The sequence below is a fragment of the Polaribacter sp. IC073 genome (assembly GCF_007997075.1).
In the GTDB taxonomy this organism is placed as follows: Bacteria; Bacteroidota; Bacteroidia; order Flavobacteriales; family Flavobacteriaceae; genus Polaribacter.
Genome location: NZ_VORS01000005.1, coordinates 301,802 through 318,280, shown reverse-complemented (window position 1 = coordinate 318,280; position 16,479 = coordinate 301,802). Strand labels below are relative to the sequence as shown.

14 protein-coding genes and 1 pseudogene are annotated in these 16,479 nt (G+C 31.6%); 8 read left to right on the top strand and 7 right to left on the bottom strand.

Annotated features, from left to right (window positions below; genetic code table 11):
- Positions 1-8 precede the first annotated feature (8 nt).
- The 3 genes from ES045_RS09700 (at position 9) to recQ (ending at position 4,317) form a co-directional block, all read left to right on the top strand.
- Positions 9-1,007 carry a DUF6588 family protein gene (locus ES045_RS09700; RefSeq protein WP_147115904.1) on the top strand — a complete coding sequence of 333 codons (999 nt, stop codon included), beginning with the start codon at positions 9-11 and terminating at the stop codon, positions 1,005-1,007.
- A gap of 132 nt (positions 1,008-1,139) precedes the next feature.
- On the top strand, positions 1,140-2,066 hold the full coding sequence (mdh, locus tag ES045_RS09695) for a malate dehydrogenase (RefSeq protein WP_147115901.1): 927 nt from the start codon (positions 1,140-1,142) through the stop codon (positions 2,064-2,066).
- Positions 2,067-2,205: 139 nt separating this feature from the next.
- A complete protein-coding gene (gene recQ / locus ES045_RS09690; protein WP_147115898.1) occupies positions 2,206-4,317 on the top strand; it encodes a DNA helicase RecQ in 2,112 nt (703 codons plus the stop codon).
- Between the two features lie 63 nt (positions 4,318-4,380).
- On the opposite strand, the gene ES045_RS16860 is transcribed toward recQ, so the two are convergent.
- Positions 4,381-4,458, bottom strand: a complete 78-nt coding sequence (locus ES045_RS16860) for a hypothetical protein (RefSeq protein ID WP_410524641.1) — start codon at positions 4,456-4,458, stop codon at positions 4,381-4,383.
- Between the two features lie 125 nt (positions 4,459-4,583).
- On the bottom strand, positions 4,584-4,727 hold the full coding sequence (locus ES045_RS09680) for a hypothetical protein (protein WP_189663070.1): 144 nt from the start codon (positions 4,725-4,727) through the stop codon (positions 4,584-4,586).
- 333 nt (positions 4,728-5,060) lie between these two features.
- On the opposite strand from ES045_RS09680, the pseudogene ES045_RS16640 reads away from it, so the two are divergent.
- Positions 5,061-5,165: pseudogene (locus ES045_RS16640) on the top strand (transposase); the annotation flags it as partial.
- Between the two features lie 274 nt (positions 5,166-5,439).
- Here ES045_RS16640 and ES045_RS09675 read toward each other — a convergent pair.
- Positions 5,440-7,116 (bottom strand): formate--tetrahydrofolate ligase, encoded by a 1,677-nt coding sequence (locus ES045_RS09675; RefSeq protein WP_147115895.1) that lies wholly within the window; start codon positions 7,114-7,116, stop codon positions 5,440-5,442.
- Between the two features lie 166 nt (positions 7,117-7,282).
- Between ES045_RS09675 and ES045_RS09670 the strand changes: the two genes are divergently transcribed.
- From ES045_RS09670 to obgE, 4 genes are all read left to right on the top strand, one after another.
- Positions 7,283-7,885: a hypothetical protein gene (locus tag ES045_RS09670; protein ID WP_147115892.1), complete on the top strand. Its 603-nt coding sequence runs from the start codon at positions 7,283-7,285 to the stop codon at positions 7,883-7,885.
- Positions 7,886-8,042: 157 nt separating this feature from the next.
- Positions 8,043-11,042 carry a protein translocase subunit SecDF gene (gene secDF, locus ES045_RS09665; protein WP_147115890.1) on the top strand — a complete coding sequence of 1,000 codons (3,000 nt, stop codon included), beginning with the start codon at positions 8,043-8,045 and terminating at the stop codon, positions 11,040-11,042.
- Between the two features lie 107 nt (positions 11,043-11,149).
- The gene (locus tag ES045_RS09660) at positions 11,150-12,268 is read left to right on the top strand and encodes an adenylate kinase (protein WP_147115889.1); all 1,119 of its coding nucleotides are present in this window, start codon (positions 11,150-11,152) and stop codon (positions 12,266-12,268) included.
- A 98-nt stretch (positions 12,269-12,366) separates the two neighbouring features.
- The gene (gene obgE, locus ES045_RS09655; protein ID WP_147115887.1) at positions 12,367-13,356 is read left to right on the top strand and encodes a GTPase ObgE; all 990 of its coding nucleotides are present in this window, start codon (positions 12,367-12,369) and stop codon (positions 13,354-13,356) included.
- Positions 13,357-13,504: 148 nt separating this feature from the next.
- On the opposite strand, the gene ES045_RS09650 is transcribed toward obgE, so the two are convergent.
- The 4 genes from ES045_RS09650 to ES045_RS09640 all read right to left on the bottom strand — a co-directional run bounded on the left by ES045_RS09650 (position 13,505) and on the right by ES045_RS09640 (position 16,389).
- Positions 13,505-13,954, bottom strand: coding sequence for a hypothetical protein (locus ES045_RS09650; protein WP_223267224.1), 450 nt, complete (start codon positions 13,952-13,954; stop codon positions 13,505-13,507).
- 176 nt (positions 13,955-14,130) lie between these two features.
- Positions 14,131-14,256, bottom strand: coding sequence for a hypothetical protein (locus ES045_RS16740; protein WP_262712861.1), 126 nt, complete (start codon positions 14,254-14,256; stop codon positions 14,131-14,133).
- A 10-nt stretch (positions 14,257-14,266) separates the two neighbouring features.
- Positions 14,267-15,793 carry a M56 family metallopeptidase gene (locus ES045_RS09645; protein ID WP_147115883.1) on the bottom strand — a complete coding sequence of 509 codons (1,527 nt, stop codon included), beginning with the start codon at positions 15,791-15,793 and terminating at the stop codon, positions 14,267-14,269.
- A gap of 233 nt (positions 15,794-16,026) precedes the next feature.
- Positions 16,027-16,389 carry a BlaI/MecI/CopY family transcriptional regulator gene (locus ES045_RS09640; protein ID WP_147115881.1) on the bottom strand — a complete coding sequence of 121 codons (363 nt, stop codon included), beginning with the start codon at positions 16,387-16,389 and terminating at the stop codon, positions 16,027-16,029.
- Between the last annotated feature and the right edge of the window lie 90 nt (positions 16,390-16,479).

Genomic DNA, 16,479 nt, shown 5'->3' with positions numbered 1-16,479 from the left:
TTAGTAAAATGAAAAAATCAATTATAATTTTTTTAGGCGTTTTAGCCTCAGCATTCAGTACAAATGCTCAAGATGGTTTTGAAGGATACCTATTGGCAGACGAAAATGATCGTGGAAAATTAATTAATGCTTATATTAATCCTGCCATGAAAGGTTTAATTTATGGTATGAATAACGGTTGGTATCACACTGCAAAAGTGCACAAACCTTTTGGTTTTGATATTTCAATTGGCTTAAATGCCTCTTTAGTGCCAGAAGAAGATGAAATGTTTACCTTATCTGGTTTAACTTCTATAAACACAGGTTCTATAACAGCTGCTACTGTTGCTGGCTCAGAAGACACCACACCACTTACAGCTGTAAATTTTACTGAAGGTGGCGTAAATTACATCACAACCTTCGATGCTCCCGGAGGAGTCAAAGAAAGTTTACCACTAAGCGCAGTTCCAGCACCAGCAGTTCAATTAAATGTTGGTTTACCTGCTAAATTTGAAGTAAGCTTAAGGTTCGTTCCTAAAGTTGGTTCTGATGATGTAAAAGGGGATTTATTCGGTATTGGATTAAAAAAAGAAATTACAGATTGGTTTGGTCCAATAGGAAAAACACCATTACACGTATCTTTGCTTGCAGCCTACACAACAATGAATGTTGATTATAACATTACAGACAATGGAAACGTAAATGTTACCGATGGTCTTGCGGAATTCAAATTAAACTCATATACTGTTCAAGCAATTGCTTCTTTAAACTTTCCTATCATCAATTTATATGGAGGTTTAGGTTACGGTTCTGGAAGCTCAACTCTTAAAATGTTAGGAAAGTATGAATTAAATTATGCTGGTCAAACAAGAGAGATAAACGACCCGATAAACTCAAAATTTGATGCTAGTGGATTTAGATCTACTATCGGAGCAAGACTAAGTTTAGGATTTTTTAAAATTTTTGGAAGTTATACTTTACAAGAATATAATACCGCAAATTTAGGCATCGCAATTAGTATTAGATAATACTATTTAAAATACAACAAAAAAAAGACATCTCGTTTAGATGTCTTTTTTTTGCTTTAAATTAACGAATACCTTGTCTAAAAATTCGTATTTTAGCGAAGAATATATTCAAAATAATTAAAAAATAAAAATATGAAAGTTACAATTGTTGGTGCAGGTGCAGTAGGTGCTAGTTGCGCAGAATACATTGCTATTAAAGATTTTGCTTCTGAAGTTGTTATTTTAGACATTAAAGAAGGTTTTGCAGAAGGAAAAGCAATGGACTTAATGCAAACGGCTTCCTTGAATGGTTTTGATACTAAAATTTCTGGAAGTACAAACGATTATTCTAAAACTGCAAATTCTGACATTTGTGTAATTACATCTGGTATTCCAAGAAAACCAGGAATGACTCGTGAAGAGTTAATTGGAATTAATGCTGGAATTGTAAAAATGGTCTCTGCTAGTTTAATCGAGCATTCTCCAAACACCATTATTATTGTGGTTTCTAACCCGATGGATACAATGACGTATTTAGTTCATAAAACGACAGGTATTCCAAAAAATAGAATTATTGGAATGGGTGGAGCTTTAGATTCTGCACGTTTTAAATATAGATTAGCAGAAGCTTTAGGTGCACCTATTTCTGATGTTGACGGAATGGTAATTGGTGGGCATTCAGATAAAGGAATGGTTCCTTTAACAAGATTAGCAACAAGAAACTCTATTCCTGTTTCAGAGTTTATTTCTGAAGAAAGATTAGCACAGGTAATGCAAGACACTAAAGTTGGTGGTGCAACCTTAACTGGCTTGTTAGGTACTTCTGCTTGGTATGCTCCTGGAGCTGCCGTTTCTGGTATGGTGCAAGCAATTGCATGTGATACTAAGAAAATATTCCCTTGTTCTACGTTATTAGAAGGTGAATATGGTTTAAATGATTTATGCATTGGAGTTCCTGTTGTTTTAGGTAAAAACGGAATTGAGAAAATTGTAGAAATTAATTTAAGCGATGCTGAAAAAGCACATTTAGTAGCTTCTGCTGAGGGTGTTACTAAAACAAATGGTTTGTTAGAATTATAAAAAAAAGTATCTCGTTTTAAATATTAGTACATCATAAAATCCAACTCTTTTGAGTTGGATTTTTTTTGTTAAACATTTTCAAACATACCGAAGCCATTCTAGGACTCAATACGTATTTTTGCCCCTTAATTGCTATAAATTGAAGAAACAAACACACACTTTTTTAAAAAACGTATTCGGTTATGAGACCTTTCGTCCGTTGCAAGAAGAAATCATCAACCGAACACTAGCCGGAAAAGATAGTTTTGTATTGATGCCAACTGGTGGTGGAAAATCGATGTGTTTCCAAATTCCTGCATTGGTTTTTGATGGAATTACACTTGTCGTTTCTCCGCTTATTTCATTAATGAAAGACCAAGTACAAGCCTTAAAATCAAACGGAATAAAAGCAGCTTTTTTTAACAGCTCTATTTCTCCACAAGAAGAAAACGAAGTAATTAATAGGGCTATTAATGGCGATTTACAATTATTGTATTTGTCTCCAGAAAAATTGATATCGGTTCGCAACACTTGGTTAAAAACACTAAATATAAAATTAGTTGCTATTGACGAAGCACATTGTGTAAGTATGTGGGGGCATGATTTTAGACCGGAATACACGCAGTTAAAAGTCTTTAGAAATTCGCTACCATTGGTACCTTTTATGGCATTAACTGCGACTGCAGACAAATCTGCTAGAAAAGATATTGAAGAACAATTAGGTTTAACAAACTCTAAACTATTTATCTCTTCTTTTGACCGAAAAAACTTAAGCATAGAAGTACGAGGACAAGTCCAAAAAAAGAAAAAGCTACAAGAAATTGTCTCTTTTATAAAACGAAGAAAAAACGAAAGTGGTATTATTTATTGCTTGAGTAGAAAAAACACAGAAGAAGTAGCCAGTTACCTTAAAGCAGACGGCCATTCTGTAGCTTTTTACCATGCTGGAATGAATCATGAAGAAAGAGAAAAAACACAAACTGATTTTATAAATGACGACACCAAAATAATTGTTGCCACCATTGCTTTCGGAATGGGGATTGACAAATCGAATGTTCGTTTTGTAATTCATTATAATTTACCAAAAAACCTTGAAGGCTATTACCAAGAAATAGGAAGAGCAGGAAGAGACGGATTGCCAGCAGAAACCATGTTGTACTACAATATGAGAGATTTTGTATTGTATAGCCAGTTTGCAGACAATGGCGCAAATACAGGGATGCAAAAGGAAAAATTAAATAGAATGCTTCAATTTGCAGAAGCCAAGTCATGTAGAAGAAAAATATTATTGTCTTATTTTGGAGAACACCTTACAGAGAACTGTGGCAATTGTGATGTTTGCGAAAATCCTCCTAAAGATTTTGAAGGTACTATTCTCACTCAAAAAGCACTTTCTGGTATTGTAAGAATGGGCGAAAAAGACGGAATAACAATGCTTATAAATGTATTAAGAGGAAGTAATAATGCAGACATTCATACAAAACAGTATTTCACTCTAAAAACATACGGAATAGGAAAAGATATTTCTTTTTTTGATTGGAGAGATTATGTAATTCAAATGGCAAACCAAGGATTGATCGAAATAATGTACAGCGAAAATTCTGCCTTAAAAATAACTCCAATTGGTTGGGAAGTTTTAAAAGGAGAAAAAACAATACGATTAACAACTCCCACGAGTTCAGACGATAAAAAGAAACAAGAAAAAACAGTAAAAACAACGATTGGAAGCGAGACAAATAACGATTTATTTACAGCGCTTAAAAAAATAAGATATACCATCTCGAAAGAAGAGAAGATGCCTGCTTACATCATTTTTAATGATAAAACATTAAAATTAATGGCAAGTGAACTTCCGGCAACGGAAAATGAGTTTTTAGCTATTTCGGGAGTTGGAATGAATAAAATGGAAAAATATGGCGAAGAATTTATGACTGTCATTCGCAAATTTAAAGGAGCAAATAAACCTAAAAAAAAAACTACAATACAAGAAACTTTTAACTTGTATAAAGACGGATTCAATCCGACAGAAATTGCCGAAAAAAGAAATTTATCAATTACCACTATTTTCTCACATTTATCTCAATTGTACTCGGAAGGAAAAGAAGTAACATTGGAAAAATATGTTACCAAAGAAGTTGTAGACAAAGTAAGAATTGCTTTTAATAAATTGGATCGAAAGGTAGAATTGAAACCAATTTACGAGAAACTAAACGAAGACGTTTCTTATGGAGAAATAAGACTGAGTATTACGCTTATTTTAAAAAATGAATAGCACTCCCTTCATAAGACTTTAAAAGGAAACCTCACGGATTGTAAAAATCTGTGAGGTTTCCTTTTAAGACAATCCACAAATAACACCATCATTATCAATGTTCATATTTTTGGATGTAGAAATTGATGGCAACCCAGGCATTCGCATCCTTTTTCCTAAATTTAGAATTATAAAATGAGCGCCAGCTGCTATTTTACAATTTTACCATCCCTTAAAGAAAATCTAATTTGTTCCCCAACGCTATTAAAACCACTTTTACAGCTACACTATGCCAATCTACATTCATTGCTAATATAATTGCTTAGGCGATGTAAATCTATAGTCCTTGTATTTACTGCCTGTAAAATATATTGATTTTCCTTATCGCCAATAGCATTGCTTCTTTTAGTAATTCTATACAGTAATGCCATTTTTTACGTTTAATCTTTGTATCTTTCTATATCCCTTTATATGCCTGGTTTTTACAAGCAACAACAAAATACTACATTAAATCTTAATTTATTCTACTTTATTTACAGATTTATTGTACAACTTTTAATAAATTATTGTACAATATTTACAAAAAACTTCAGTAACAAAGAGCCAAAACTTTAGTAACAAACTCCAAAAACATACTACCCAAATAACGCAGCACTACTTCGCTAATTTTTGAGGTTCAGTAAATTTTAAAAAAACTATCTGTGTTCCTGTAAAGGCGAGTACTGGTTAATTATTCAGTTCATAGTTTTAATCGTACAACAATGATTGCAATTAGCAATGCAAAACAAAATTTTGTGGGAACTTACCATAAAATCAAAAAGAAATACCAGTAATTATACTTAAATGAATTTGTTTACAAACTCAATTGAAAATCCTTTGGTGAAAAAATATTTGATAGGCTCATAATTGCCAATATTACTGGATGATGATCTTTTAAAGATATACAGAAAAATAATATCAATTATCTGATAAAACAGCAATAAGTTTGACTAAAGCCAATACAATGTTATCATTTTAATTGCCTGTGGATGCATCCACAGGCAATTAAAAAAGTTGGTGCATCAATTACCACAAGCTTCACTTCATCCTGTGTTTAATTAATAAGCAAAATTAAAGTTTTAGAAATCGTGCAAATACTACCTTTTAAGACAATCCAGAAATAACACCATTATTATCAATGCTCATCTTTTCGGATGCAGGAATTGGTGGCAACCCAGGCATTCGCATCATTTTTCCTAAAATAGGAATTACAAACTCTGCTCCTGCTGCTATTTCAATTTCACGAACCGTAATTGTAAAACCAGTAGGTCTTCCTATTAAATTCGCATCATCAGAAAAAGATTTTTGTGTTTTTGCCATACAAACAGCAAAATCATTGAATCCTAATTTATCTATTCTTCTAAGGTTTAATTCAGCCTTCGTATCATAAACAACCTTACCTGCTCCGTACATTTCTTTCGCAATAATTTCAATCTTCTCTTTAATAGGAGATTTCCAATTATACAAAGGTTTGTATTGTGTCGCTTTATTTTCAACAACATCCACAACAGCTTTTGCTAAATTTTTAGTTCCTTCACCTCCATTTGCCCAACCTTCAGACAAAACTGCTTTTACTCCTAAGTTGGCACAGGCATCAATTACAAACTGCACTTCTTCTTCAGAATCTGAAACAAAAGAGTTTATTGCAACCACCGGTTCTATGTTAAATTTTCTAATATTTTCTATATGCTTTTCAAGATTTTTGAATCCGTCTTTCACTTTTTCTAGATCTGCTGTATTATACTCTTCTGATTTGGCACCTCCATGATGACGTAAAGCTCTAATTGTAGCAACTAAAACCACACATTTAGGATTTAGATTTGCAAACTGAGATTTGATATTCAAAAACTTTTCAGCACCTAAATCTGCACCAAAACCAGCCTCGGTAACCACATAGTTAGATAATGACAATCCCATTTTTGTTGCAATAATCGTGTTGGTTCCTTGTGCAATGTTTGCAAACGGTCCGCCATGAATAATGGCAGGATTTTCTTCTAAGGTCTGCACTAAATTAGGTTTGATGGCATCTTTCAACAAAATAGCCATCGCATTTTCTGCTTTTAAATCTCTTGCAAAAATGGGGTTTCTATCAAAAGTGAAGCCAATAAAGATGTTTCCTAAACGTTCTTTTAGATTTTCTAAATTAGAAGCCATACAAAGTATCGCCATCACTTCTGAAGCTGGGGTAATATTAAAACCATCTTGTCTCGGCACACCGTTTGAAGTTCCACCCAAACCAATGGTAATGTCACGTAGAGATCTATCATTCATATCAATCACCCGTTTCCAAAGAATTGTTCTAGGATCGATGTTTAAGTTATTGGTTTTACTCTGAATATTATTATCAATTAAAGCAGACAGTAAATTATTTGCTTTTTCGACTGCGTTAAAATCACCCGTAAAATGTAAGTTAATGTCTTCCATGGGCACAACTTGCGAATATCCGCCACCAGCAGCACCCCCTTTCATTCCAAAAATAGGCCCTAAAGAAGGCTCTCTTAAAACCACCGTTGCTTGTTTTCCTATTTTATTTAAACCTTCTGTTAAACCAATAGAAACGGTAGTTTTCCCTTCACCTGCAGGTGTTGGAGTCAACGCAGTAACCAAAACTAAATTATTATTTTTTATTTTTTCATCATCAATTAAAGATAATGGTAATTTTGCCTTGTACTTACCGTACATTTCTAAATCGTCTTCTGCTATCTTTAATTTTTTAGCGATGTTTTTTATATGTTGCAATGTTTTTGCTTGTGCAATTGCAATATCAGTTTGATGTGCCATAACTACTATTTATGTTTTATTGTGTGTTGATTTGAAGAGCATAAATATAGTCAAAAATAAGAATTTTAAAACTCTTATACCCTTACTCTAAAAACTGCATTTTACAGCATTAAATAAGATTGTTTAATTAAGAAGTAAGAAGCAATCTTTTTTATATATTTGGCTCATGCAAGCAAAATGGTACATTAGTACTTTCTTTTTATTATTTATTTACTTTAGTGCATCCCAAGAGCTAGTTTCGATACCAAATCAAGAAATTATGCTAGAATTTGTTGACGCTAAAATCAACAAAAAAGAGATTAAAAGAACAGTTGCTACAGTAAAAGAAAAGCTCTTAAAATTTGGCGTTGCAAATATCATCATCAAAACAAACAAAAAAGGTACTTTAAAAATCTCTTATTACAGTGCTGTTGATATCGCTAATATTAAAGAAGTGCTTACAAAACAGCATAAATTAGTTTTAAATCAAAATTCTGAAGACAAAGAGAATGATAACGACTCTTCTAATTACAGTATTGACATCTATAAATTAACTGGTAGAACTGACAACTCTAATATACATGACCAATTTGTATTTGAAATAAAATATAATTCTGATAGATTTACAACTGTAAATTATTTAGCTCTTGCAAAAAACTTAGAGCAGCACAAAACAGATCAACTTTATAAAACTGCATATAAAGTTAACAAAAGCAATCCTTTTATAAAGAATAGAACTTCTTACAAAGAGCCAGAGGTTAGGGCTGGCCCCCAAAAGTACACGAGCTAAAAAATGTATGAATTTACATTTTTTGCAACCTCTTTAAATTTATGAGTATCATACTCATGATAACAAAAAACAATCACCAAAAATAATTGTCAGATTTTACGAGAAACAATATATTTGCTCGTTTTAAAAAAAAGAAAGTCGACATAAAATAACGAACATGCAAAACAAAGGACTGATTAAAGTATTTGCTATTCTTTTCGGAATAGTAAGTTTATATCAATTATCATTCACATTTTTAGCAAACAAAGTAGAAACGGATGCTAAAGAATATGCTGAATTAAAGGTAACTGATAATGATGCAAGAAAGAAAGCTGCTTCTGAAAAGAAATATTTAGACAGTGTTGCAAACAAAGACATTATAGACATAGGTATTGCACAATATACTTACAATGATGTGAGAGACAAAGAAATGAATCTTGGTCTTGATTTAAAAGGAGGTATCAACGCTATCTTACAAGTTTCTGTAAAAGAAGTTTTAAAGAATTTATCGAACGATTCTAAAAATGAAGCTTTTAATAAAGCTTTAGAAACTGCAGATGACAAGCAAAAAAGTAGTAATTCAAATTACTTAGACTTATTCTTCGAGGAGTTTGAAAAAATTGCTGGAGACACTAAATTAAGTGATCCTTCAATTTTTGGAACAAAAGCGTTAAGTGAGAAAATTTCTTTTAATGAAAATAATATTTCTGTTAGAGAAACACTACAAAAAGAAATTAATAGTTCTATTGGTACTGCTTTTGAAGTATTAAGAAGTAGAATTGATAAATTTGGAGTTGCTTCTCCAAACATTCAAAGAATTGGAAATTCTGGTAGAATTCAGATTGAATTACCAGGCGCTAAAGATATTGAACGTGTAACTTCATTAATTACTAGCAAAGCTGAATTACAGTTTTGGGAAGTCTATTCTAATGCAGAAGTTTTACAATATTTATCGGTAGCAAATTCTAAATCGATAGAATTGTTAAAAGATACTTCTGTAACAGAAAAAGTTAAAGACATTGTTAAAAAAGATGATATTGATGATTTATTAGGAGAATCTATTGATTCTACGCAAGTAAATCAAAAAATGCTTTTCTCTTACTTAAGTCCAATGCAAGCGCAATTAAGCTCTACCATTGGATATGCTAAAGTTTTAGACACAGCAACTGTAAATGATTTATTAAAAAGAAAAGAAATTAGAGATTTACTACCAAATGAATTGCGTTATGTAAAATTCTTATGGGATTACAAATCTTTTTCTACGCAACAACCAGGAGCTTCAAATAATAATTTTGAAGCAGATGAATTAGTTGCTTTATATGCAATAAAATCGAATAGAAATGATGTTGCCCCTTTAGAAGGCGATGTTATTTTAGATGCTTCTCAAGTTTTTAGTCAATTAAATAAACCAGAAGTTAGCATGACTATGAATAGTGGTGCTTCTAAAGCTTGGGCAAAACTAACAACAGATTTAGCAGCTCAAAAAAATAAATTTATTGCGGTAGTTTTAGACAACAACGTCTACACGGCACCAACAGTAAACAATGCAATTACAGGAGGTAGTACTTCTATTTCTGGTGGAAGCATGACCATTACTGAAGCAGAAGATATTGCAACGGTCTTAAAAGCAGGTAAATTACCAGCTGCTGCAAGAATTATTCAAGCAGAAGTTGTAGGGCCCTCTTTAGGACAAGAATCTATCGATGCTTCTATTAGTTCTTTTGGTTTAGCTATTTTATTAGTTTTACTATGGATGGTTTTATACTATGGAAAAGCGGGTTTATATGCAGATATTGCATTGGCAGTAAACATCTTGTTTATCTTCGGTATTTTAGCCTCTTTTAATGCTGTGTTAACATTACCTGGTATTGCCGGTATTATTTTAACCATTGGTATGTCTGTGGATGCAAACGTAATTATCTTCGAAAGAATTAAAGAAAGTTTATTTAAGAAGAAAGGTTTAAAACAATCTGTAGAAGAAGGATTCTCTGTAAAAGGTGCTTTATCTGCAATTATTGATGCAAACATTACCACGCTATTAACAGGTATTATTTTATATGTTTTTGGTACAGGACCAATTAAAGGTTTTGCATTAACATTAATGATTGGTATTGCAACTTCATTATTTACGGCTGTATTTATTACACGTTTGTTAATTGATGGAGCAATCAATAGAAATTCTAAGTTAACGTTTAATACTTCTGTTTCTAAAGGATGGTTTCAGAATATAAATGTAGAGTTCTTAAAGAAACGTAAATTTGCATATATTGTTTCTGGTGGTCTTATTATTGGTGGTCTTATTTCTATATTCTCAATCGGGTTAAAACAAGGTGTTGATTTTAAAGGAGGTCGTTCTTTTGTGGTTCGTTTCGATCAAGACATGAATTCTACAAAGGTTGCAGAAACTTTAAAAGATGCTTTTGGTTCTGCTCCTGAAGTAAAAACGTACGGAACACCAAACCAATTAAAAATAACAACCGCTTATAGAATTGAAGACGAAGGGCAAGAGGTAGATGAAGAAGTTCAGAATGCCTTATATACAAGCTTAAAACCTTATATTGGAAACACTACCTATGAAAACTTTAAACCTGGTTTTGAAAAAGAAGGTTCTGGTGTAATGAGTTATATTAAGGTAGAACCAACAATTGCAGATGATATTAAAACAGATGCTTTATATGCTGTTTTTGGATCTTTACTAATTGTTTTCTTATACATTTTATTGCGTTTTAGAAAAGTTTCTTTCTCTATTGGAGCTGTAATTGCAGTTTTCCATGATGTATTAATTGTATTGGCTGTATTCTCTATAACCTATAGTTTCATGCCTTTTGATATGGAAATTGGTCAATCTTTTATAGCCGCCATCTTAACGGTTGTAGGGTATTCTTTGAATGATACGGTGGTAATTTTCGATAGAATTAGAGAGTTTACAGGAACACACCCTAATTGGAAATATAGCCAAGTAGTAGACAAAGCTTTAAGCTCTACATTAGGTAGAACCATAAACACTTCTTTAACAACATTATTAGTAATGTTAGCCATCTTCTCTTTTGGAGGAGATTCTATTAAAGGATTTATGTTTGCGCTTATTGTAGGTGTAATTGTTGGTACCTATTCATCATTATTTGTAGCAACACCAATTATGTACGATACTTCTAAAAAAGAAGAAAAGAACGATTAATTCTAATTTAACATATTTAAAACCGTTTTCTTATGCTGAACTTGTTTTAGTAATTCATAAGAAAACGGTTTTTCCATTTCAATATTAGCAGTTATATTTGCACTCTTATGAGTATTATAAAACTTCAAGATTTATATTTTAAACCTTATATTAATAAGGATAAAATTTCGGCTATTGTAAAATATTTAGCAAAAAGTGTAAAAGCAGATTTACCTAAAGATGAAGTCCCTATTTTTGTTGGTATTTTAAATGGTTGCTTCTTATTTGCAGCAGACTTTATGAGAGCATTCGAAGGAGACTGTGAAATCTCTTTTGTTAAATTAGCTTCTTATGAAGGTACTTCTACAACAGACAATGTAAAGCACCTAGTAGGCCTTAATGAAGATTTAACGGGGAGAACGGTCATCATATTAGAAGACATTATAGATACCGGTACAACACTTCAGGAAATTTATAATATCTTTCGACACAAAAATGTTAAACAACTAAAAATAGCCACTTTATTTTTTAAACCAGAAGTTTTTAGAAAAGAATTACCAATAGATTACATCGGTCTAAGTATTGATGATAAATTTATTGTTGGTTACGGTTTAGATTATAATGGCTTAGGAAGAAATTATCCAGAAATATATCAACTATCAACAACACCAAAAATGAAAAACATCGTATTATTTGGCCCTCCAGGAGCCGGAAAAGGAACACAAGCAGAATTTTTAAAAAACATGTACAATCTATTACATATTTCTACTGGAGATGTCTTTCGTTTCAATATTAAAAATGAAACAAAATTAGGTTTGTTAGCTAAAAAATATATGGATGAAGGCGATTTAGTGCCAGATGAAGTTACCATAGAAATGCTAAAAGCAGAAGTAGAAAAAAATGCCGATGCAAATGGTTTTATTTTTGATGGTTTTCCTAGAACACAATCTCAAGCAGAAGCTTTAGATCTCTTTTTAGAAGAAAAAGGTGAACAAGTAAACGCCATGATTGCACTAGAAGTACCAGAAGATATTTTAGTAACTCGTTTATTAGAAAGAGGAAAAACAAGCGGTAGAACAGATGATACTGATGAAAGCAAAATCAGAAATCGTTTTAATGAATACCATACAAAAACAGCAATTTTAAAGGATTATTTTGAGGATCAAGATAAATACTACGGAATTAACGGTGTCGGTTCTGTTGAAGAAATTACACAACGCATTTCTAAAGTGTTTGATACCCTTTAAAATGTGTAACTTTGCAGTTGTTTAAATGTGTACTTTTTTTGAATACATATTACATCGAAAATTACACCATTTAACAATTACACCATTAAAAAGAAAACATGACTGAAGGAAATTTTGTCGATTATATAAAAGTATACGCAACTTCTGGTAAAGGAGGACAAGGTTCTGTGCATTTACACAGAGAAAAATACATAACCAAAGGTGGACCCGATGGTGGAGATGGTGGACGTGGAGGTCACATTATCTTACGTGGTGATAAAAATATGTGGACGTTGTTCCACTTAAAATTTAAACGTCACTTTAGAGCAGAAGGCGGTGGTGCTGGTAGTAAAAGTAGAAGTACTGGGCGCGATGCAGAAGATGTTTTTGTAGATGTGCCTTTGGGTACAATTATAAGAGATGCAGATACCGATGAAATTTTACATGAAATTACAGAACATGGTAAAGAAGTAATTTTATTACCTGGTGGAAAAGGCGGACTTGGAAACTGGAATTTTAAATCTTCTACAAATCAAACTCCTAGATATGCGCAACCAGGTATAGATGGTCTAGATGGTTGGTTTAGAATCGAACTAAAATTATTAGCAGATGTTGGTTTGGTTGGTTTTCCTAATGCCGGAAAATCTACTTTACTATCTGTTTTAACTTCGGCAAAACCAAAAATTGCAGATTATGCGTTTACAACCTTAAAACCAAACTTAGGAATTGTAGAACACAGAAATCAGCAAACTTTTGTTATTGCAGACATTCCAGGGATTATTGAAGGTGCTGCAGACGGCAAAGGATTAGGACATCGTTTTCTACGTCATATTGAACGTAATTCTACTTTATTGTTCTTAATTCCTGCAGATAGCGACGACATTAATAAAGAATATGCAATTCTACTGAATGAGTTGAAACAACACAATCCAGAATTATTAGACAAAGACCGTTTATTGGCAATTTCTAAAACAGACATGCTAGATGATGAGTTGCAAGCAGAAATTAAAGCAGACCTACCAGAAGGTGTGGAAGCTTTATTTATATCTTCTGTAGCAGAAACTGGTTTGCAAGAATTGAAAGATAAACTTTGGGAGATGCTTAATTAAGCAACCCTGTTGCAATTTATAGACACTCATACTTCTAAACTTTTTAGAAGCACATTATATGAAAGGTTGTGTTGTTCATTTCGAAATCTCGAAAGAACAGACAACCTTTATTTTTTGGTCTCTTGTTTCTTTCCGAAGAAATAAAAAACTACTCTTTTACTTGAATTAGAATTGGTAACCTATACTTTGTAGTTACGGGAATTCCTCTTTTAATCGCAGGATAAATATGCGGAATTCCTGCAACAGAAACCTTTAAAATACTGTCTAATTTTGGTAATTGTATTTTAATATTTTCTGATGCTTGTATTGCCTCTAAAATAATTTTTCCTTTAGAGGAAATTAATAAGTCTACATAAATAATTTCTGAAATAGCATCTTTAATCGTAAACTCATGTTTTTGTAGCTCCGCTCCTATTTTGCTATGAATTGTATTTCTAAAACAATTAGACTGCTCTTCTTTATTAATGAAAGAGTCGCAAATTTTGAAAGACGGTGACGTATCTACCGAAGAAAAATTAACAAACGTATCTAGCACTTGTTGATTTTTACTGTTTTTTGAAAATGAAAATTGATCACAAGATGTGATGCAGATAGTCATTATTAGAAAAGAAAAAACACGTAAAAACATACTTCTATTTAATGTGTGAAATTACTAAAATTTAATGAATTTTATATACTAACTTTTCCCCTCGCATAAAGTAATCTTTTTTTATGTCGGAAATTATTTTTAAGACACCATCGCTCATTACTTCCGTAAGGCAAATACATCTTTCTTTATATTAAAAAAGTCAATTGACACCTTCCGTTTTCGAACAAACTATCTATTGTTAAAAAAGCCGGAGTTTGCACCCCGACTTTTACAATTACAAATAATACTACAATTAAAATTCTCTTTTTCATTATACTAATTTTATTCAATAACTATTACAAGCGGAATGTTATAGCTCACAGCTATCTTTTTTCCTTCCTGTTTACCAGGCTTCATTTTAGGTAACGTATTCATTACTCTTATAATTTCTTCTTCTATTGTTTTATGTGGTCCTCTTGCTTGAATACCTACAACATCTCCATTTTCATTCACTTTAAAACCAACAAATACTCTTTTCTTACCAGCACTTAAGCCTAACTGATTTGGTAACGCAGTGTTAAAATCTCTTTTGAAATGCTTTAGAATCATTTTAGAGAAACAGTCTTTATCTCCAGAATCACAACCAGGAAATGTTGGTGCCTCTTCTATTGTAAGGAAGTTGACTGAACCATCAGAAGCTTTTCCTTTGTTCTTTTTCATTTTAGAAAAATCTGGAATGAAAGTCATAACTTTTCTTCCTTTTTTATATTTATAAACTTTATATTCATAGTTTATTTTGTCCCCATCTCCAAAAGAATTTTTAAGCGCTAAAAATTCATTTTTTTCTCCTTCGCTCAATTCGTTCTCACTAACTTCATCTTCTTTTGACAACGAATCATCTCCTAACCCTATATAAAAATCTAAATAAGTTTCTTTTTTACCAATAGTTGCTGTAATTTCTCCATTATTATTAAAGTACATAGTTTGCAATTCTTTTTTAGCTAGAGTTTCACCTGAACTATTCTCCGAACAAGAAGTGTAAAAAAGCATACTAATTAATACAGGAATCAATACCAAATACTTTAATTGATTCATTTTTTTTGATTGTTTTTTCTTCATCATAATAATTCTTTTTTTAATTAATGTTTGTTTGTAAAACTGGTTGATAAACGCAATATCTTCAACCTGAAAAAAGTTAGATAGCAATTGATTGATATAATTTTCTTTAGGTGCAGATTTTGTGGCTACTTCATCAGAAATGTATTCGTGTACTAAAGTGATTCTTTTCTGGTAGATAAAAATCATCGGATTAAACCACATCACAATTTTCAAAAATTCAAAGAACAATAAATCGAAAGAATGTTTTTGTTTGCTATGCACCAATTCATGTGCAATTACTTGTTCTTTTTGAGCATCAGGAATTTCGTCTCCTAAAAAAATATAGTTAAAAAATGAAAATGCTTTTGTTTGCTTCGGAATTAAAACCAATGTGTAACCATCTTTCTTTGTCCGTTTATAAGTCCTAATTAAATTGATAATCTGTAGCAGTTTTGCCAAGAATAACACACTAAAAACAAGAACTCCGAATCCAAATAAAACATCAATATAATTGATAGATTGATACCAAGAAGTTTCTTGTATTACTTTTTCTGGTGATAAAATAATTTCGGGTAAATAGACGATATATTCTTGCGGAATCGCTTTTTGAAATGTTGGTATTTTAATCAACGGTAATAAAAAAGACAAAACGGGTGTACTTAATAAATACCACCTGTTTTTAGTAAAGAAGGTTTCTTTGCTTAGAAAGAAATCATAAATTGCCAAGAACAATACCTGAAATAAGACAACTTGTAGTATATAATTTATCATAGGTTTTTTTTTGCTTTTTCAGAATGTCATTTCGAAATGAGCCTTTTTGGGCGATTGAGCAATCTCACTTGAGACAACTTTACTTTTAAAAATGAGATTTCCCCTCATTCTACACCAAAATAACAATAGAACTTTTCTATTTTAAAATTTTGTTTAGAAGTACAATTCTAACTGCAAACTGCAACTGAAAACCGTTTACTCCTTTTTTACAATAATTGAAACTGACTACTTGCCTATTCTTTTCTATTCACTTCCTTTAAAATAGACTCCAATTCTTTTACATCCATTTTATTTTCTTTTACAAAAAAGGAAACCATGCTTTTAAAAGAACCATCGAAATAACCATTCATTAATTTATGTAAACTTTGGTTGCTATACGTTTGTTTTTCTATGATTGGATAATATAAAAACCCTCTTCCTACTGGTTTATGGTCTACAAATTTTTTAGTTTCTAAAATTCTAATAATTGTAGAAACCGTATTATATGCTGGTTTTGGTGCTGGCAATTCTGCGATTACCTCTTTCACAGATGCTTCTTGCAAATTCCATAAGACTTGCATTATTTGCTCTTCTGCTTTTGTTAATTGTTTACTCATATCCTTAACTAATCTTTTAGTTCAACAATACAAATATAACTAATTATTTAGTTTGAACTAATTTTTTAGTTGTAAATTTACTGTAACAAA

Coding starts and splice junctions, on each gene's coding strand:
- ES045_RS09700 (WP_147115904.1), top strand. CDS start 9: ATGAAAAAATCAATTATAATTTTTTTAGGCGTTTTAGCCTCAGCATTC.
- mdh (WP_147115901.1), top strand. CDS start 1,140: ATGAAAGTTACAATTGTTGGTGCAGGTGCAGTAGGTGCTAGTTGCGCA.
- ES045_RS16860 (WP_410524641.1), bottom strand. CDS start 4,458: ATGCCTGGGTTGCCATCAATTTCTACATCCAAAAATATGAACATTGAT.
- ES045_RS09680 (WP_189663070.1), bottom strand. CDS start 4,727: ATGGCATTACTGTATAGAATTACTAAAAGAAGCAATGCTATTGGCGAT.
- ES045_RS09675 (WP_147115895.1), bottom strand. CDS start 7,116: ATGGCACATCAAACTGATATTGCAATTGCACAAGCAAAAACATTGCAA.
- ES045_RS09670 (WP_147115892.1), top strand. CDS start 7,283: ATGCAAGCAAAATGGTACATTAGTACTTTCTTTTTATTATTTATTTAC.
- secDF (WP_147115890.1), top strand. CDS start 8,043: ATGCAAAACAAAGGACTGATTAAAGTATTTGCTATTCTTTTCGGAATA.
- ES045_RS09660 (WP_147115889.1), top strand. CDS start 11,150: ATGAGTATTATAAAACTTCAAGATTTATATTTTAAACCTTATATTAAT.
- obgE (WP_147115887.1), top strand. CDS start 12,367: ATGACTGAAGGAAATTTTGTCGATTATATAAAAGTATACGCAACTTCT.
- ES045_RS09650 (WP_223267224.1), bottom strand. CDS start 13,954: ATGACTATCTGCATCACATCTTGTGATCAATTTTCATTTTCAAAAAAC.
- ES045_RS16740 (WP_262712861.1), bottom strand. CDS start 14,256: ATGAAAAAGAGAATTTTAATTGTAGTATTATTTGTAATTGTAAAAGTC.
- ES045_RS09645 (WP_147115883.1), bottom strand. CDS start 15,793: ATGATAAATTATATACTACAAGTTGTCTTATTTCAGGTATTGTTCTTG.
- ES045_RS09640 (WP_147115881.1), bottom strand. CDS start 16,389: ATGAGTAAACAATTAACAAAAGCAGAAGAGCAAATAATGCAAGTCTTA.